The organism is Dyadobacter frigoris (assembly GCF_005280585.1).
Taxonomy (GTDB): Bacteria; Bacteroidota; Bacteroidia; order Cytophagales; family Spirosomataceae; genus Dyadobacter; species Dyadobacter frigoris.
Window position 1 is genome coordinate 138,703 of sequence record NZ_SZVO01000001.1, and the last position, 17,691, is coordinate 156,393.

16 protein-coding genes are annotated in these 17,691 nt (G+C 40.5%); 9 read left to right on the forward strand and 7 right to left on the reverse strand.

Annotation, left to right across the window (positions count from 1 at the left end; translation table 11 throughout):
* The first annotated feature begins 66 nt into the window (after nt 1–66).
* From recQ to FDK13_RS00640, 3 genes are all read left to right on the forward strand, one after another.
* Complete coding sequence (recQ, locus tag FDK13_RS00630; RefSeq protein WP_137338045.1) at nt 67–2,220, forward strand: DNA helicase RecQ; 2,154 nt, start codon at nt 67–69, stop codon at nt 2,218–2,220.
* Nucleotides 2,221–2,301: 81 nt separating this feature from the next.
* Complete coding sequence (locus tag FDK13_RS00635) at nt 2,302–2,895, forward strand: Panacea domain-containing protein (protein ID WP_137338046.1); 594 nt, start codon at nt 2,302–2,304, stop codon at nt 2,893–2,895.
* A gap of 90 nt (nt 2,896–2,985) precedes the next feature.
* Nucleotides 2,986–3,345, forward strand: coding sequence for a hypothetical protein (locus FDK13_RS00640; protein ID WP_170982679.1), 360 nt, complete (start codon nt 2,986–2,988; stop codon nt 3,343–3,345).
* Nucleotides 3,346–3,360: 15 nt separating this feature from the next.
* On the opposite strand, the gene FDK13_RS00645 is transcribed toward FDK13_RS00640, so the two are convergent.
* The 4 genes from FDK13_RS00645 to kdsA all read right to left on the reverse strand — a co-directional run bounded on the left by FDK13_RS00645 (nt 3,361) and on the right by kdsA (nt 6,040).
* Nucleotides 3,361–3,888: a DNA-3-methyladenine glycosylase I gene (locus tag FDK13_RS00645; RefSeq protein ID WP_137338048.1), complete on the reverse strand. Its 528-nt coding sequence runs from the start codon at nt 3,886–3,888 to the stop codon at nt 3,361–3,363.
* Nucleotides 3,889–3,894: 6 nt separating this feature from the next.
* Nucleotides 3,895–4,359 carry a GyrI-like domain-containing protein gene (locus FDK13_RS00650; RefSeq protein ID WP_137338049.1) on the reverse strand — a complete coding sequence of 155 codons (465 nt, stop codon included), beginning with the start codon at nt 4,357–4,359 and terminating at the stop codon, nt 3,895–3,897.
* 89 nt (nt 4,360–4,448) lie between these two features.
* A complete protein-coding gene (locus FDK13_RS00655) occupies nt 4,449–5,162 on the reverse strand; it encodes a phosphatase PAP2 family protein (protein ID WP_137338050.1) in 714 nt (237 codons plus the stop codon).
* A gap of 65 nt (nt 5,163–5,227) precedes the next feature.
* Entirely contained in the window at nt 5,228–6,040 is an 813-nt protein-coding gene (kdsA, locus tag FDK13_RS00660; protein WP_137338051.1) for a 3-deoxy-8-phosphooctulonate synthase, read from the reverse strand.
* 229 nt (nt 6,041–6,269) lie between these two features.
* Here kdsA and FDK13_RS00665 point away from each other — a divergent pair, with 229 nt between their 5' ends.
* The 5 genes from FDK13_RS00665 (at nt 6,270) to FDK13_RS00685 (ending at nt 11,587) form a co-directional block, all read left to right on the forward strand.
* A complete protein-coding gene (locus FDK13_RS00665; protein ID WP_015813362.1) occupies nt 6,270–6,506 on the forward strand; it encodes an acyl carrier protein in 237 nt (78 codons plus the stop codon).
* A 44-nt stretch (nt 6,507–6,550) separates the two neighbouring features.
* On the forward strand, nt 6,551–7,804 hold the full coding sequence (gene fabF / locus FDK13_RS00670) for a beta-ketoacyl-ACP synthase II (protein ID WP_137338052.1): 1,254 nt from the start codon (nt 6,551–6,553) through the stop codon (nt 7,802–7,804).
* Nucleotides 7,805–7,818: 14 nt separating this feature from the next.
* Entirely contained in the window at nt 7,819–8,565 is a 747-nt protein-coding gene (rnc, locus tag FDK13_RS00675) for a ribonuclease III (protein ID WP_137338053.1), read from the forward strand.
* An 847-nt stretch (nt 8,566–9,412) separates the two neighbouring features.
* Nucleotides 9,413–9,844 carry an Hsp20/alpha crystallin family protein gene (locus FDK13_RS00680; RefSeq protein WP_137338054.1) on the forward strand — a complete coding sequence of 144 codons (432 nt, stop codon included), beginning with the start codon at nt 9,413–9,415 and terminating at the stop codon, nt 9,842–9,844.
* A gap of 204 nt (nt 9,845–10,048) precedes the next feature.
* Nucleotides 10,049–11,587 carry a Do family serine endopeptidase gene (locus FDK13_RS00685; protein ID WP_137338643.1) on the forward strand — a complete coding sequence of 513 codons (1,539 nt, stop codon included), beginning with the start codon at nt 10,049–10,051 and terminating at the stop codon, nt 11,585–11,587.
* A 123-nt stretch (nt 11,588–11,710) separates the two neighbouring features.
* Here FDK13_RS00685 and FDK13_RS00690 read toward each other — a convergent pair whose 3' ends face one another.
* Nucleotides 11,711–13,570 carry a pseudouridine synthase gene (locus FDK13_RS00690; RefSeq protein WP_137338055.1) on the reverse strand — a complete coding sequence of 620 codons (1,860 nt, stop codon included), beginning with the start codon at nt 13,568–13,570 and terminating at the stop codon, nt 11,711–11,713.
* Between the two features lie 373 nt (nt 13,571–13,943).
* Between FDK13_RS00690 and FDK13_RS00695 the strand changes: the two genes are divergently transcribed.
* Entirely contained in the window at nt 13,944–15,893 is a 1,950-nt protein-coding gene (locus FDK13_RS00695; protein WP_137338056.1) for an acetoacetate--CoA ligase, read from the forward strand.
* 472 nt (nt 15,894–16,365) lie between these two features.
* Here the strand turns inward: FDK13_RS00695 and FDK13_RS00700 are convergent, their stop codons facing one another.
* Both FDK13_RS00700 and FDK13_RS00705 read right to left on the reverse strand, forming a co-directional pair.
* On the reverse strand, nt 16,366–16,995 hold the full coding sequence (locus FDK13_RS00700) for a hypothetical protein (RefSeq protein ID WP_137338057.1): 630 nt from the start codon (nt 16,993–16,995) through the stop codon (nt 16,366–16,368).
* A gap of 12 nt (nt 16,996–17,007) precedes the next feature.
* A complete protein-coding gene (locus tag FDK13_RS00705) occupies nt 17,008–17,640 on the reverse strand; it encodes a hypothetical protein (RefSeq protein ID WP_137338058.1) in 633 nt (210 codons plus the stop codon).
* Between the last annotated feature and the right edge of the window lie 51 nt (nt 17,641–17,691).

Below are 17,691 nucleotides of genomic sequence, written 5' to 3' on the forward strand. Positions count from 1 at the left end.
GGTTGACAACAGAAGTTATTTCTGAGATCAAATTTTTATTGGCTTACGCTTCGAAATCACTTCATCATGTCTATAAATAAAGAACAGGCTTTAAAACAATATTTCGGGTACGATTCTTTCCGGCCTCAGCAGGCTGAGATTATTGATACGGTAATGGCCGGAAACGATTGTCTGGTATTGATGCCAACGGGTGGGGGAAAATCAGTTTGTTTTCAAATTCCTGCCATAATCCGTGAAGGATTAACGGTTGTCATTTCTCCATTGATTGCCTTGATGAAAGATCAGGTTGAGGCACTTAGAGTTAATGGTGTTAACGCGGCTTTTCTGAATTCTTCACTTTCTTCTGCTGAACAGGATCAGGTCATGTGGCAGGCCAAAGTCGGTGAATTGAAATTGCTTTATATAGCGCCTGAGAGACTTTTTTCGGGAAATACATTTGAATTTTTAAGAGAGTGGAATGTCTCACTTTTTGCCATTGATGAATCGCATTGTATTTCTTCCTGGGGCCATGATTTTCGCCCGGAATATCGTCAGCTAAGTGCGTTGAAGAAATATTTTCCGGAAGTTCCGGTCATAGCCCTGACCGCAACCGCTGACCGGGTTACCCGCCGGGATATTTTAAAACAAATCGGTATTGAAGAAGCACAAACTTTTGTAGCAAGTTTTGACAGACCGAATTTAAGTTTGAATGTTTTACCAGGAAGAGGCAGAATACAGCAAATTCAAACTTTCTTAAAAAAGCATAATGGCCAGGCCGGAATTATTTATTGTCTGAGCCGGAAAGGGACCGAAACCGTAACAGCAAGTTTACAAAAAGCTGGATTTGAAGCTGAATTTTATCATGCAGGGCTACCATCTGAAAAACGGTCCAAAGTCCAGGATCAATTTTTACGTGATGATATCCAGATCATTGTGGCTACGGTTGCTTTCGGAATGGGGATTGATAAGTCCAACGTTCGCTGGGTTATTCATTACAATTTACCATCTAATGTAGAAAGTTTTTATCAGGAAATCGGTCGGGCCGGACGTGACGGATCGCCTTCTGACACGGTTTTGTTTTACAGTTATATGGATATCATTACCCGGCAGGATATGATAGCCAATTCGGATCAGTCTGAAGCACAAAAAGAATTATTGAATGCCAAGCTGAACCGGATGAAACAATATGCGGAAGCAGATATTTGCCGGAGGAGAATTTTGTTAAGCTATTTTAATGAAGCTGTCGATCATGATTGCGGGAACTGTGATGTTTGCCGGAATCCTAGATCACGATTTGATGCGACGGTTATTGCACAAAAAGCACTTTCAGGAATTGCCCGTACCAAAGAAAAAGTAGCTATGGGTATGCTGATTGACATTTTACGTGGAAGCCGGAATAAAAATGTTTTGCAGTATGGTTATGATAAACTGCCAACTTTTGGCGTCGGACATGATCTGCGTGGTGAAGAATGGGCGGAATATATCAGTCAGTTATTGAATTCCGGCGTGATGGATATTGCGTATGACGAAGCGCATTCATTCAAATTAAACCCAGCCAGTAATCAGGTTTTATATGGAAAAAGAAAAGTTGAGCTGGTAAGGTTCATTCCACTTTCTGAAAGAAAAGCCAAAGAAGAAGCACAGCTTCCAAGAGAAAAACCGAAACAGGAAATTATCCGTGATGCACTTTTTGAGCGGTTAAGGATACTTCGCAAGCAGATTTCAGACCGTATGGGCGTTCCTCCCTATGTAGTTTTTACCGATGCTACTTTATCGGAAATGGCGCAAAAAAGACCGGTTTCGGAAGCCCAGATGAAGGCAATTTCTGGTATTGGTACCGAGCGTTTCCGAAATTATGGAGAAACATTTATCAAGGAAATTGTTGATTTCGCCAGGGAAAATACCAAACCAGGAACACGCGTAGCCAAAGGAATGACCTACGTAGAAACCTGGGATTTATTCAAAGCCGGTTATTCTTTAAAAGTAATAGCAGAAAAACGTGACCTGAATCCGGTTACCATTATTTCTCATTTGGTAAAATTAAAAGAAGATGGACATGACATTAATCTGAAAGCATTAATTGACCCGGCTGTTTATAAAATCATCATAACCGCAGCGCAGGAAATGAGCATACGTCGTGATGAGCCATTAAAACCGCTGTTTGAACTGCTGAATGAGAAATATGATTATGGGCAGATTAAGCTGGCGTTGGCGGTTTGGGAGGAGGAGCAGGGGAGTTGAAATATTGAGAGGGTAGATGGTTGTTTGTATAATAGATAATGTCTTAATCCTGATTACCTTTATATTGAAAACTAACATATTATGGCAAATCCTTTTTCTCTTTCTGAAATTGATAAAATTGGTAATGCGGTAGTTTATTTAGCAGAGCGGATAAAACCACTGTCTAAAACTAAATTGCTTAAATTAATCTACCTGATTGAAGAATATAGCGTAAGAACGTATGGATTGCCCTTTTTTAATTTGGACTTTACAGTTTGGAAATTGGGTCCTGTTTCACGTGACATATTTGTAGATCTGTCGTCAGATGAACCAGTATTGTTATCTAAATATATCAGAAGAAATATAGATGTGGATGCTAACATCGATATTTTCCCTAAGGTAGAATTTTCCGATGATGAGTTTTCAGATAATGAAATGAAATTATTGGAACATATCACCACAACATTCAAAGACTACTCTGCGTCAGAACTTGTTCAGCTCACACATCGTAAACATTCTCTTTGGTATCTTACTGCTTCGGAGCATGGCGTGTTAGAATATCTTGAAGAAGGTAAAATGAACTCAACTGAGATACCAATAGACTTCTCACGGTTACTTGATGGTATGCCTGTTAAAAAAGCTATTTATGAGGACCAACGAGAATATCTTGGAAAAAGTCAGTCATTGAAAATTTAGATAGGATTGGACAAGGAAGGCGATATTTTATATTTCGACCCATTTTATTTTAAAAATGGGAATAAGTCAAAACCTAAATATTTTATTATTTTGAAGGTAATTGACGGTAAGTCTTTATTGGCAAGCCTGCCTTCCAGTTTAGATTTTCGTCCAACTGATGTTTTGGAAAACCATGGATGTATAGAAATTCCGGAAGCTGCTTTTAACTGTTATATTTTTCAAGCGAAGAAATATGCGGTGACCACAAATAACTGGGCGTTTCCTCTCAATACTTATGTTTACGGGCAGCAGATTGATGAATATGAAATCAGCAATTTAAAAGATATTTATCCTGTTGAAGGATTAGATTATAAAATAATAGGAACGCTACTAGCAAATGAATTTGAAAAGTTATTAAGTTGTTTCAGAAATTCAGCTAACGTAAAGCGAAAATTCAAAAGACTTCTGTAATTCAATTTCAGAAAGCTATTTTATCTCCACATAAACCGGACACCCAACACTATGCGCACCAGGCAAATACCCGGTGCTCATTAAAAATTCATTCACAATTTCGCCGCCAACAAATTTGAAATTCTTTTTAAATAATTTCAACCATTCTGTTATGGTCAAGGGGTGATAGGCATTAAGCCAGCCTTTGAAGGATCCATATTCTTTTTTCAGTTCGACGATTTTTTGTGCGTTGACGATTGCAGCATTAATCTTTAAACGGTTACGGATTATTCCCGGATCTTGTAATAATCTTTCACGGTCTTCTTCTGTATAAGCCGCAATTTTTTCAATTGAAAAATCGCTGTATGCTTTTCTAAATCCGTCCTGTTTTCGGAGCATCAACGTCCAGCTTAATCCTGCCTGATTAATTTCCAGAATAAATCTGCCAAAAAGTTCATCATCGTCATCAATTTGAAAACCATATTGATGGTCATGATAATGTTTGTGAAGCAGATAATCCGGAAGTTCGGATGGATTGTTGTTGACGTAATCGCAGTAAGACATAGAAGATTAATGCTCGGTAATTCCTATTTGAATTTCAGTAATATTGGCCTCAGTATTTTGAAAATCTATATTCAGATAAATTTCCCGGTTTTCTCCGCTCATGGTCAGGCCACTGGAAAGTATTTTGGGAATCAGGGTACCATACGTTTCTCCCAGCTTGCCCCAATCTCCAAGATGCTGAGTGGTTGCACATTGAAATGACCGAAGACTTTTCAGTTTGAAATCAGAATTGTTAAGTTCTTTTTCTTTAAAAGTTATGGGCAAAGCAATGGTGAGCGAAAAAACGGTTTCAGGATTTCCATCCATTCCATCGTAAATCCAGTAGACAGGTCCTGTTATTTCCAAATCGTTTTGAACAGCAGCCTGATACATTTTGTGCGCAACTACGCGGACATATTCTCCGATTTCTGAAAGTTTTGTTTTCGTTTCAAAACACAAGACCTGCATCGGATGTATTTTCTTCAATTCCATGGACTATTTAGTTTGATTAGTGAAATACAAAATAAACAGCCGGTAGTGACAGCCCTATGTCAGTATGATTTCAAAGATTCGAAATTAAATTATTTCTTCCTTATTCGGCGAACAGTTTGTTTCAGCCAGGGGTAGCTGATGTAAACAACTTTTGTGGCCGCTATGCCGATTCCTGCACCCATCAATACATCCGCAAGCCAGTGTTTGTTTTTAAGTATACGCATTCCGCCGACCGTTGTCGCAGAAGCATATCCGCCAACGCTGTACCATACGCTTCTTTGACCATATTCTTCATGCAGAATTGTTGCGTTGGCAAAAGCGCTGCTGGCATGTCCGGAAGGAAATGACTGATTATCTTCGCCGTTAGGTCTTGGATATTTTGAGATCATCTTGATGCTTCCGGTAACACCTTGTGCGATAATATTGGAAAGAATGGCCAGTACAAGCTGGTCGCCAAATGAATGTTTTCCTTTCACCCCCGAAGCACTTAATCCTAAACTGACAGCGCCGGGTAAGTACCGTAGAACATCATCCGTGTGCGTATGAATGTTGGGCGTTTGCCCAACAAGATTTGCCTGAAGATGCCTGCTGATAGACCCTTGCGTAACAAATGCAGCCAAGGCGAGCGAAACCGGCGCCACTGCTTCAATGGGGCGGAATTGCCAAAGTTTTTCTTCTTTTTTGTGAACCAGAGAGTCATGATAAACAGAGTCAACAGCCTGTGAGTAAGCACTAATTGAAAATAAACCCTGGCAGATAAAAGTTACAAAAAGAACGGCGCAACGTGTAAACTGTTTTTTCATAAGAGCATTTTTAATAAATGAGATTGCGGGCGGAACCGCAATCTATATTTTTGAGATACGGTTTTTTACAAAATCGCTTCTCTAACGCGTACTAATTTTTCTAATAAACCTTCCAGTTGATCCAATGGAAGCATATTGGCGCCATCTGATTTTGCTTCTGCGGGATTAAAATGAGTTTCAATAAAAAGCCCGTCTGCGCCAACAGCAATGGCCGCTTTCGCTATTGTTTCTATCAACTTGGGTTTTCCACCTGTTACACCTGACTCCTGATTCGGCTGTTGCAATGAATGTGTACAATCCATAATGACCGGTACGTCAAAAGCGCGCATGGCAGGAAGATTACGGTAATCCACGATTAATTCACCATAACCAAAGCTATTTCCCCGATCAGTCAGTAAAACCTGGCAATCGGGATTTGTTTCATTTATTTTTTCAACGGCAAACTTCATGGAAGCACCTGAAAGAAACTGGCCCTTTTTTACATTTACAGCTTTTCCTGTACGTGCTGCGGCAGCGATAAGTTCAGTCTGACGGCACAGAAAAGCAGGGATCTGTAAAACGTCCACGTATTCAGCAGCAAAAGCCGCCTCGTGTGATTCATGAATGTCTGTAACGGTGGGAATACCAAAAGTCTGGCTGATTTCCTGTAAAATTTTCAACGCCTTTTCGTCGCCGATTCCAGTGAAAGAATCTACTTTGGTACGGTTTGCTTTACGATAAGATCCTTTGAAAATATAGGGGATTTTAAGCCTGTCTGTCAGAGTTACAATATGTTCCGCAATACGCAATGCCATATCTCTTCCTTCGATAGCACAAGGGCCCGCCATAAGGAAAAACTGAGGCGAATCTGTGTTTTTTAGTTTTGGAATTGACAACATAATACTAATAATCAAAAATTAATAAAGTTCTGTAAAGGTAAGGTTATCTGCAATCTTCTCTATGTGATTCGTTGTATTCGTGGAACTTATATGGTTAAGCATTTGATATTCTGTTTCTTTTATTTCCTGCGCTTTATCTTAACTATTATGACAGGTATTAAAAAAATGTTGACAAAGTGAAGTAGAATATCTTTCTTTGTTGCGATTTTAACCAAAAAGTGTTTACAAAATGTCAGCAATTGCAGAAAGAGTTAAGCAAATTATCGTCGAAAAACTCGGCGTAGAAGAGTCGGAGGTAACGCCAGAAGCAAACTTCCAGAACGACTTGGGAGCGGACTCTCTAGATACCGTTGAGTTGATTATGGAATTTGAGAAAGAATTCAATCTTTCTATTCCGGATGATCAAGCCGAGAACATTGGTACAGTTGGTCAGGCTGTTGCATATCTGGAAGAAAACGTAAAATAGTTTTACGGTTTTCCAGTATCATCTTCTTTTTCTGTCCCTATTTTATGAGTTTTAAGCGAGTTGTAATTACCGGTATGGGCGCATTGACGCCTATTGGAAATGATGTTCCTACCTATTGGAAAAATTTAGTTGCAGGCGTGAGCGGTGCTGCGCCTATAACCAGGTTTGATGCCGAACGGTTTCGGACCCGATTTGCCTGTGAGGTAAAAGGGTTGGACATACAGGATTACATTCCGCGCCAGGAAGCTCGTAAAATGGATCCATTTACCCAGTATGCCGTTATTGCAACTGACGAAGCAATGAAGGACGCCGGCTTTGACGCAGATACACTTGATCTCGACAAAGCCGGTGTAATTTGGGGTTCGGGTATTGGTGGTTTGAAAACCTTTGAAGACGAAGTTTTAAACTTCTCTGAAGGAGGAAGAAATCCACGATTTAATCCGTTCTTCATCCCGAAAATGATCGCTGATAGTGCGTCTGGAGTTATCTCAATTCGCTACGGCTTTCGCGGACCAACATTCATTACTGTTTCGGCTTGTGCTTCTGCAACCAATGCTTTGATTGATGCCTACAATTATATCCGTTTGGGTATGATGAATGTATGTATTTCAGGTGGTTCTGAGGCTGCGATTACTAATGCGGGTGTAGGTGGATTTAATGCTTTAAAAGCATTATCAGAAAATAACGATTCCCCGGAAACAGCCTCCCGGCCATATGATAAAGATCGGGACGGATTTGTTTTGGGAGAAGGTGGTGCAGCACTTATTCTTGAAGAGTACGAACATGCAAAAGCGCGTGGTGCTAAAATTTATGCGGAAATGATCGGCGGTGGCATGTCTTCCGACGCTTATCACATTACCGCTCCGCATCCGGAAGGGCGTGGTGCTTACATGGTAATGAAGAACACGTTGGAAAATGCAGGATTGCAGCCTGAGGATATTGATTACATCAATACGCACGGTACTTCAACGCCAATCGGTGATCCGCAGGAAATTAAAGCCATCGAGAAATTCTTTGGTGAACATGCTTATAAGATGAGCATAAGCTCAACAAAGTCCATGACCGGGCATTTGCTTGGTGGTGCGGGGGCGATTGAAGCAGCAGCTTGTATTATGGCCATCCAGGATCAGATTATTCCTCCGACGATTAACCACTTTACGGATGATCCGGAAATTAATCCCCGGTTGAATCTTACTTTTAATAAAGCACAAAAACGCAAGGTCGATATAGCCCTAAGTAATACTTTTGGTTTTGGCGGTCATAATGCTTCCGTCATTTTCAAAAGGTTCGAGGAATAATTAATTTATTGATTTTGGCAAAACGAATTCTTTTACCGATCCTCGCCTTATTTAGAACCGGAAGTCCTGAGGATAAGAAATTTAAGGAATCTATTGCGCATGTGATTGGCGACCGCCCTTCTAATTTGGGCGTTTATCAATTGGCATTCCGCCATACATCTGCCTCTCGTGAAACAGCGATCAAAGGTTTTCGTGAATCAAACGAAAGACTTGAATATCTGGGTGACGCGGTGCTTGGGATGGTTGTTGCCGAATTTTTGTTTACAAAGTATCCTTACAAGGATGAGGGTTTTCTTACTGAAATCCGTTCGCGGATCGTTAACCGTGAATCTCTTAATCAAATTTCCCGCAAGCTGGGTCTGGATAAACTTATTGAGTACGATGGAAACCGTCGCGGTATGTCGCCAAGATCTTCTATGTATGGCGATGCGCTGGAGGCCTTTGTAGGTGCAATTTATCTTGATAAAGGATTCCGGTTCACACGGAAGTTTATCATCAGTAAGTTATTAACGCATTACGATCTGGACGATATCATCCAGAATAATATCAACTTCAAAAGCCTTATCATCGAATGGGCACAACGCGAAGGAAAGGAAGTCCGCTTCGAAATTCTGGAAGAACGCGGAACCCGCCATCATCGTGAATTTATCTCCCAAATCTTAGTTAACGACGAACCATTCGCTGTTGGTAATGGATTTACCAAGAAAAAAGCGGAACAATCGGCATCGGAAAAAGCTTGTGAACAGCTTGAACTGAAATAAATTTTCATGGATTGGAATTTCCGTGGATTAAAATCCGCGGCTACAATGTCGGCCATACCTACGGTATTTTTTCGAATGTTAATAATCGCTTTTCCGTGGATTAAAATCCGCGGCTACAATGTCGGCCGTACCTATGGTATTTCTTTGAATCTTTCATAATTGATTTTCCATGGATTAAAATCCATGGCTAGAATGTCGGCCGTATCTACGGTATTTTTTCGAACCTTTCATAATTGCTTTTCCGTGGATTAAAATTCATGGCTACAATGTCGGTAATACCTACGGTATTTCTTCGCATCTTTCATAATCGCTTTTCCGTAGATTGAAATCCGCGGCTACCATGTCGGTCATACCCACGGTATTTCTTTGAATCTTTTATTATTGATTTTCCATGGATTAGAATTCAAGGCTACAATGTCGGTAATACCTATGGTACTTTTTCGAATCTTGAATAATTGATTTTCCATGGATTAAAATCCATAGCTACGATGTTGGCCATACCTACAACATTTTGAAATAGCATTAAATTTTCAATCATAATGAATCAAAGCTGCACTAATCATTGGTTAATAAAATTGCCGTAGGCAAGGCCGACATTGTAGCCACGGAATTTATTCCGTGGGAAAGGCATAATCGATGATCCACCTTAGTGCCGTAGGTACGGCCGATTTTTCAGTAATTCTTCAAAAATTCGGACATTATGTCATTTAAATAATTGTTTTTGAATTAAATAGGACATTTTGTCGGTTATTTCTTCACCTTTTCTCATCGGTACAAAAGTTTTAAAAACCCTAGCATACCGAAATGGTACTAAAATTTAAATCACAAAAATAAAACCTATAAAACCATGAGCACATTAGTAAAAACCCACTTCGCGAATCCTAAATTGTATAACGGATTTTTTGGTAAAGAAGCTTTGAATGAATTTTTTGCGCCAGCTTATGCAGGTAGCGTTCCAGCCGTGAATGTTGTTGAAAGCAAAGAAGGTTTCAGAATAGAAGTTGCTGCACCTGGATTACAGAAAGCAGATTTCAAATTGAACCTTGAAAAAAATCAGTTGACCATTTCAGCTCAAAAAGAACAAAAAGAAGAAGACACAAATGAGAAATATTCTCGCAGAGAATTTAAATATAGTTCTTTCCAAAGGACATTCACTTTGCCAAATTCAGTGGACGGTGAAAAGATCGTTGCAGCTTATGCCGACGGTATTTTAAAAGTGGAACTTCCAAAACGTGAAGAAGCAATCGAAAAACCATTGCGTGAAATCGAAATTGTCTAAAATTTAATTTGGGAAAAGGCGTTATTTGTCATGAATAACGCCTTTTTTGCTGTATAGTAGATTAATTATTAATGGCAAAAATGTTTTAGTGAATTTTCAGATTCATACCTTTGTTAAAATATGTTAAATGGCTTTACAAAGGGAATAATTTGCAGGTTCGTTTACGTTATTTGTTTAATATAGTTCTAACCCCAACATATGGAAATGAAAACAAACTGGAAAGCTTTGGTATTGGTTGGGCTGCTTTCGAGCGCATCAACCCTTGCAGGCTTTAAACTTTTAAGTTCGAATAGTGATAGGGATGTAATTTTTAAAGAATCACCTTCGGAGTCACTTGCACGTTTCACATCAACCGGTGCACCAGCTGGCGCTCCCGGTGACTTTGTATATGCAGCAGAGGCGACTACGCCAACCGTAGTCCATATTAAATCTACGATGACAAGATCGTCTCGTGGCGGCCAGGGCGATATTCCGGATATTTTCCGTGACTTCTTTGGAGATGATTTTGGCGGCGGCGGCTCTCGCGGTCCGCAGTCTTCGGAAGCGTCCGGATCGGGTGTAGTGATTTCTCCGGATGGATATATTGTAACCAACAATCACGTGGTTGAAGGTGCTCAGGAGTTGGAAGTTACCTTATCAAATAAAAGTAAATTCCGTGCAAAAGTAGTGGGCGCAGACCCTTCCACAGATATTGCGGTAATTAAAATAGAAGGCAAAAATCTACCGGCTATAACTTTTGGCAGCTCTGATGCGGTAAAAGTAGGAGAGTGGGTAGTAGCTGTTGGTAATCCGTTTAATTTAGAATCAACGGTTACAGCCGGTATTATCAGCGCAAAAGGTCGTGGTCTGGGAATTATCGGTCAATCTCAAAACCGTCGTGGTAATGCAACTCCTACTTCTGCTACAACGGGTGATGTCCCTTTGGAATCTTTCATCCAGACGGATGCAGTTGTTAACCCTGGAAACAGCGGTGGTGCATTGGTAAATTTGAAAGGTGAATTAATTGGTATCAATACGGCGATTGCCAGCCCAACGGGAAGTTTTGCAGGTTATGCTTTCGCAGTTCCTTCAAGTATTGTTAAAAAAGTTTCTGGTGACTTGATAAAATTTGGAAATGTTCAGCGTGGATACTTAGGTATCTCACTTGATGAGCTTGACAGCCGGAAAGCAGAAGAATATGGCGTGAAAGTAAACGACGGTGTTTATGTTCGTGACTTTACAGAAAATAGCGCTGCGAAAGCTGGCGGTATTACCAAAGGTGACGTGATTGTGAAGGTGGATGGCATGAATACACATTCAATTCCTGAATTGCAGCAATCGATCGGCTTGCACAAACCTGGCGATAAAGTTACTGTAACTGTAAACCGTAACGGAGCTGAGAAAGATTTAAGCGTGACCTTACGTAACCGTACTGGTGGTGCGGATGTTTTAAAACGTGATGAATCGGCCGTAGTAATGAGTGTTTTAGGGGCACAATTTGGCAATATCAGTGATCAGGAAAAACAGCGCTTAACACGTTATAAAGTGGAAGGCGGCGTTAAAGTTCTTTCTATTGATGGTGGAAAATTGGCCAGAACGGGTGTTGAGGAAGGTTTCATCATTACCAAGGTAAATGGTAAGCCTGTTAAATCTGTAAAGGAACTTGAAGCTTCTCTTGCGGGAAAATCCGACTCAATGGTTCAGTTTGAAGGTTTGTATATTGATGCTCCTTATGACGTTTATTCATTCGGATTTAGATTTTAAAATAGCTTTTGGCGATTAGCTTTTAGCTGAGGCGGTAGCTGAGATTTATACAAAAAAATAGTCCCGGAAATTTTTCCGGGACTATTTTTTTGTATTCTGTTATCGAAAAAGCTTATCGGATTATTAAAGCATAAACTTCAATCTTACCACTTCTTTTTCACTTAGGAAACGCCATTTTCCGCGAGGTAATTCTTTTTTGTCTAATCCTGCAAAAACGGTACGATCCAGTTTTTGTACTTCATATCCAAGGTGTTCGAACATACGACGAACGATACGGTTTTTTCCGCTATGAATTTCAAGTCCAACCACCATAGCATCCGGCGTAACGATTCCTACTTCGTCAGGTTTCACAAAACCATCTTCCAGTTCTAAGCCGGCCTGAAGTTGTTCGAAATCTTCCGTTGTAATTGGTTTGTCAAGTTCAGCCTGATAAATTTTCTTAATGCCATTTGATGGGTGAGTCAACTTTTCAGCCAGTTCTCCATCGTTCGTCATCAAAAGCAATCCGGTTGTATTTCTATCCAAACGTCCTACCGGATAAATGCGCTCATAACAAGCTCCTTTAATCAAATCCAAAACTGTTTTACGTTCCTCAGGATCGTCAGTTGTGGTGATATAATCTTTTGGCTTGTTAATCAACACATAAACCAGTTTTTCACGGCTCAACGCTTTCTTTCCGAATTTCACTACGTCCGATGCTTCAACTTTATGACCCATTTCCGTAACTACTTTTCCATTTACAGAAATTTGTCCGGATGCAATCAAATCATCGGCTTCGCGACGGGAACAAATACCGGCGTTGGCAATATATCGGTTCAAACGCATTTCAGAACTTTCTTCCTTACGTTTTTTTGAACCAGGTTTTTTATCGTAACCACTTAAATTATAACGGGGTGCGGTTTCAAATCTTCCAACACGACGGTTTGCTGCTTCTTCAATAGCACGCATTTCTGCCGTTGGATCGGCATCAACTACCTCTTCAAAATCGCTTTTTTTTTTAAAATCTGACTTTTCGTGTCTCCCGTTTGACGGACGATCTTCTCTTGGTTTGAAAGAACGTGGAGCATCGCTGCTTCTATCAGAACGAGATTTGTCAAAGCTTGGTTTACCAAAACCCGGCTTATCAAAACTTCTGCCCTCAGATCTTTCTCTCGGTGCAAATTCACCTCTTGGTTTAAATTCACGAGAAGCTCCATCAGATGAACGAGCTCTATCCGAACCAGATCTTTCAAAACGAGGCTTGTCGGAGCCCGGCTTATCAAAACTTCTGCCCTCAGATCTTTCTCTCGGTGCAAATTCACCTCTTGGTTTAAATTCACGAGAATCGCCATCACGGTCAGATGAGCGTGGTTTATCGAAAGCGGGTCTTTCAAAACGTGACTTGTCGAAGCTTCTTCCTTCTGATCTTTCTCTTGGTGCAAATTCGCCTCTTGGTTTGAATCCACGGGAATCTCCATCGCGATCCGAAGAACGGGGTCTGTCAAAAGATGGTCTATCCTGACCGGATCTTTCCGGCCTGTCTGAACCAGATCTTTCAAAACGCGGCTTGTCGAAGCCAGGCTTATCAAAACTTCTTCCTTCCGATCTTTCTCTTGGTGCAAATTCTCCTCTTGGTTTGAATCCACGGGAATCTCCATCGCGATCCGAAGGACGGGGTCTATCCTGACCGGGTCCTGATCTGTCAAAACGTGGTTTGTCAAATCCTGGTTTTGAAAATCCTGGCTTACCGAAGTTCGGTTTGTCATAACGTGGACGTTCTGAATCGAAGCGAGGTTTGTCGCCGCTTGGTCTGTCGTTATAAGATCTTGACGATTCAGCGCTTGGACTTGCTGCTCGGAGACTGGATTTTTTGATACTTGGCTTGCTGAAGCGGCTTTCTGCTTCCGGACGTTTTTTACCAAATGGGCGGGCTGAGGCATTGCCACTTCTTCCCGGAGGACGCGAAGAGCTCGCATCACTCGATTTTGTTATTCTTTTTCTCATTAGGAATGCAGTATCACTACTGGATTTTTTTTCCTCTCTACAAACTTGTCGTTACTTGGGCTAGTGACATTGATGACCGATGTCATAACAGAATGCCACTAAAACGCATTTACAAACGTATCTGATGTTCAGAGTACTATGTGTTATTTATGTTTTGAAGTGCAAAGATACACTAAATTTTATTACCAAATATTTTCGTTTCTTTTATCCGAAAAGTGTCATTGCGACGTTACTAATAATCGTTACCTGAATCTTGCTTACCGGCAACAAAGAAAATGAGAATAAGAGTTCCGGTGGGGAGAAAATTTGATTGATGTTCTTATTAAATAAAACGTCAGTTATTACCCGATATTCATTAAATACTGCACGTCCTATGCCAACGAATATACAGTTACAACCTCTTTGGAAACCAGGAAAAAAACTTACGGAACAATCAAATCTGAAAAAGTATATGGACTGGCTGTTCGTCAAAAAAGGACTGTATTTCCGTGGCTATCATGATTTGTGGGATTGGTCGGTGACGGATCTGGAAGATTTTTGGGAAAGTCTATGGCAATATTTTCATATCAAATCGCACGATATTTACCTTGAAGTTTTGCGCAGGCCCAAAAAAGGAATGATTGGAACACAATGGTTTCGCCGCTCTCGTCTCAATTATGCCGAACATGTTTTCAGAAATAAAACAAAAGACCATCCAGCTTTACTTTTTCAATCGGAAACACAAGGGGTGACCAAAATTTCCTGGGAAGAGCTTGAATCTCAGGTAGCGGCCGTTTCAACCTGGCTGCGCCAACGTGGCGTTCGGCCAGGTGACCGGGTTGCAGGGGTATTGCCAAATATTCCTCAGGCCGTTACAGCATTTCTGGCGGTTAATGCGATAGGAGCTGTCTGGTCGGGTTGTTCACCTGATTTTGGAAAAGCAGGAATTGTAGAAAGGCTCTCTCAAATTGAGCCAAAGGTACTATTTGTAACAGACGGTTATCATTACAATGGAAAAACATACGATACCACCGCCACGACGATGGAACTTGGTTCTTCTCTTCCCTCTGTAAAGGATATTGTCATGATTTCCAATATTGATTCTCCATCAAAACCTGAGGGAATAAGGTCTTGGGAGGATATTTTGCATTTGCCAAATTTTGGAATTGATTTTGAAGCGGTACCTTTTGAGCATCCGATCTGGGTCCTTTATTCATCCGGGACAACCGGAAAGCCGAAAGCGATAACCCACAGCGTTGGCGGATGTTTGCTGGAACATTTGAAAATACTAGCGATTCATCAAAACGTAAAACCGGGTGATCGCTATTTCTGGTATTCTACAACCGGCTGGATGATGTGGAATTTTGCGTTGGGCTCTATGTTGTGCGGAGCAACTTTGGTTCTTTATGATGGGTCACCTGCTTTTCCTTCTACACAGGTTTTATGGACATTGGCAGAACGGGCAAAAATCACCCATTTTGGAAGTGGCGCAGCGTATTTTATTAACTGCATGAAATCCGGAACGAGTATCCCCTCTGAAAAACTTTCACATTTGGAAACAATTGGATCGACAGGTTCTCCACTTCCACCGGAAGTATTTGAATGGATTTATCAGCATGTAAAAAAGGAAGTCTGGTTAATTTCCTTGAGTGGCGGAACAGATATTTGTAGTGCTTTTGTTGGTGGAAATCCAATGGAACCCGTTTATCCGGGAGAAATTCAAAGTCGTGCTTTGGGTGCCAAAGTAGAAGCATTTGATGAAAATGGAAATTCTGTTATTGAAGAATTAGGAGAAATGGTTATCACCCAGCCAATGCCTTCCATGCCGATTTATTTTTGGAATGATGAAGATAACGAGCGCTACGAAAACAGCTATTTTGAAACCTATCCAAACATCTGGCGTCACGGTGACTGGATTAAAATTACGTCAAGGGGCTCTGTAATTATTTACGGAAGATCAGACGCAACGCTAAACCGGGACGGAATCCGGATCGGAACTTCCGAGGTTTATAGTGCCGTTGAAAGCCTTCCGGAGATTAAAGACAGTCTGGTGGTTTATCTTGAAAAAGAAGATGGAGGAGGATTCATGCCTTTGTTTGTTGTTTTGGAAGAAAATAAAAAGTTAACCGAAACGCTGAAAGAGGAAATCAAAAACGCATTAAGAACGCAATACAGTCCGCGTCACGTGCCAGATACGATCGAAGCTGTTGCCGCAATTCCGTATACCATTAACGGGAAAAAAATGGAAGCACCTATCAAGAAAATATTGATGGGCATGGATCCGGCAAAAGCGGTTAGCAAGGATACGATGCGAAATCCGGAGGCTTTGGATGGGTTTGTTTGAAATGTAGCCTATGTTTCATACATATTGGTGCTGCCTTTGGCGATAGTCCACCTGTTCTTAATTTTTACTAAACAATAATGGGCCCATACACCTTCTTTCGGTATATGAAGATTAACTCTGGATGAGGAAGGAGTATAGTTTTTAATCTCACAAAATACGAACGCGGTGTTTTTATGATGTGATTTCCTCCTGAATGATCATCAAAATAGAAGCCCCTTGGTGGTTTTAAATCAGACATTGGTTTTACAGATATAGGTATGGCCCTTTTTCTGTAACAGCCTAGAAAATAATTATTTAACATAGAATTCGCAACCGCTGCCCTAATAATAGCGGTGCTGTCAGAAGTGAACGTTTTTGGATCATCACGACTTTGACAGGAAAAGATAATTACTGTAAGGAACCCGATGTATTTCAAATTTTTCATGAGAATTCATTTATCGGATACGAATGGAATTAAAATTTTCCAATTCAGTTAATTAAATCGTTTCCCAACTGAAAGAGACAAGTTCGTTATTACATCACCATTGGTATCGGCCTGAAAATTTGCAGTAGTTCCAAGGAAAAAAGATTTTCCTAAAGAATGATTATAAAACAATTCCGGAGAGCCGCCAACCGCATAAGTTTTCTGGGGAGTTGAATTGAATATGTAGGTTGCCGGATATGGGAGGCTTGTTGTTTTTGGATCGAATATAATTATTAATTTGTCAAAATAAGATGAGGATTGATATCTTAAAATGGCAGATGCCCGAATTCCAAATTCGTTTCTTTTCCCTCTCATAAAGCTATATGCAATGCCACCGGATATTTGAAGACCACCCGCGGTATAGCGATAGGAATGATCCATTACATTGCCATCTGCTTGGATGGATGTTATTCTGTAAGATCCGTCATGTATAGTTGCACCCAGAGCTGTGGTCCAGGAAAGTTTTTTGTGAAAGTATTTTCCAAAAGTAATGTTTTCGGAAATCCCTCTCATATCACCCGAACCATGTTTACTAAAGCCGCCCGTTATACTTGCGTATTTATTGAGCTGACTTTGGTTGGTTTGGGCATTTAATGTATGAGACAGAAATAATATAATCAGAGGGGATAATACTTTCATAAATAATGTGTGTTAGAACCGTCTTCCAATAGTAAAAGACAGTTGTGGGAAAATAGTATCTCCGTTGGTATCCAATTGCAATCCGGTCGTTAAACCCAGCAATATTTTTTGCTTAATTGTATAGCTGACAAAAAGTTGTGAGATCCCACCGACGGAATAGGTTCGTTGGGGAGATGTATTTTCATTAATAAAGATAGGTACTGGTAAGCCTGTTGCAATAGGGAATAACATTGTTACATCATCTGGAACAGAAGAAGACTGATAGCGAAAAAGTCCGCCAATTCGAACTCCCATATCCCAGTTTTTAGTCCGTAAAAAATAATAGCCAATTTTTCCAACAAGTTGAGCGCCCGCGGTGGTATATCGGTAAGACAAATCATGAACCTCGCCGCTTGCTTCTGTAACCAGTAGAAGATCCGATCCATCATGTATTGTCATTCCTAATTCGGTAGACCATGATAATCTTTTTTGAAAATACCTTTCGTATTCTACGCCAAGCATTAAACCTTGAATGTCACCAGTTCCAAGTTTTCCTCTGCCGATGTTGAGTTTTAAAGATTGAGTTGGAAGCAATCGAGTATTTTGGGAAATTGCTTGTTTGATATTACAGATAAGAAAGAATATGAGAAAGAGATTTTTTTTCATAAATTTGGGAAAAACGAACTGGCCCTTTATAGACCAGTTCTGATTACAAAA

Excerpts from the sequence above, each read along its gene's own strand:
- recQ (WP_137338045.1), top strand. The coding sequence starts at position 67 with ATGTCTATAAATAAAGAACAGGCTTTAAAACAATATTTCGGGTACGAT.
- FDK13_RS00635 (WP_137338046.1), top strand. The coding sequence starts at position 2,302 with ATGGCAAATCCTTTTTCTCTTTCTGAAATTGATAAAATTGGTAATGCG.
- FDK13_RS00645 (WP_137338048.1), bottom strand. The coding sequence starts at position 3,888 with ATGTCTTACTGCGATTACGTCAACAACAATCCATCCGAACTTCCGGAT.
- FDK13_RS00650 (WP_137338049.1), bottom strand. The coding sequence starts at position 4,359 with ATGGAATTGAAGAAAATACATCCGATGCAGGTCTTGTGTTTTGAAACG.
- FDK13_RS00655 (WP_137338050.1), bottom strand. The coding sequence starts at position 5,162 with ATGAAAAAACAGTTTACACGTTGCGCCGTTCTTTTTGTAACTTTTATC.
- kdsA (WP_137338051.1), bottom strand. The coding sequence starts at position 6,040 with ATGTTGTCAATTCCAAAACTAAAAAACACAGATTCGCCTCAGTTTTTC.
- FDK13_RS00665 (WP_015813362.1), top strand. The coding sequence starts at position 6,270 with ATGTCAGCAATTGCAGAAAGAGTTAAGCAAATTATCGTCGAAAAACTC.
- fabF (WP_137338052.1), top strand. The coding sequence starts at position 6,551 with ATGAGTTTTAAGCGAGTTGTAATTACCGGTATGGGCGCATTGACGCCT.
- FDK13_RS00680 (WP_137338054.1), top strand. The coding sequence starts at position 9,413 with ATGAGCACATTAGTAAAAACCCACTTCGCGAATCCTAAATTGTATAAC.
- FDK13_RS00685 (WP_137338643.1), top strand. The coding sequence starts at position 10,049 with ATGAAAACAAACTGGAAAGCTTTGGTATTGGTTGGGCTGCTTTCGAGC.
- FDK13_RS00690 (WP_137338055.1), bottom strand. The coding sequence starts at position 13,570 with ATGAGAAAAAGAATAACAAAATCGAGTGATGCGAGCTCTTCGCGTCCT.
- FDK13_RS00695 (WP_137338056.1), top strand. The coding sequence starts at position 13,944 with ATGCCAACGAATATACAGTTACAACCTCTTTGGAAACCAGGAAAAAAA.
- FDK13_RS00700 (WP_137338057.1), bottom strand. The coding sequence starts at position 16,995 with ATGAAAGTATTATCCCCTCTGATTATATTATTTCTGTCTCATACATTA.
- FDK13_RS00705 (WP_137338058.1), bottom strand. The coding sequence starts at position 17,640 with ATGAAAAAAAATCTCTTTCTCATATTCTTTCTTATCTGTAATATCAAA.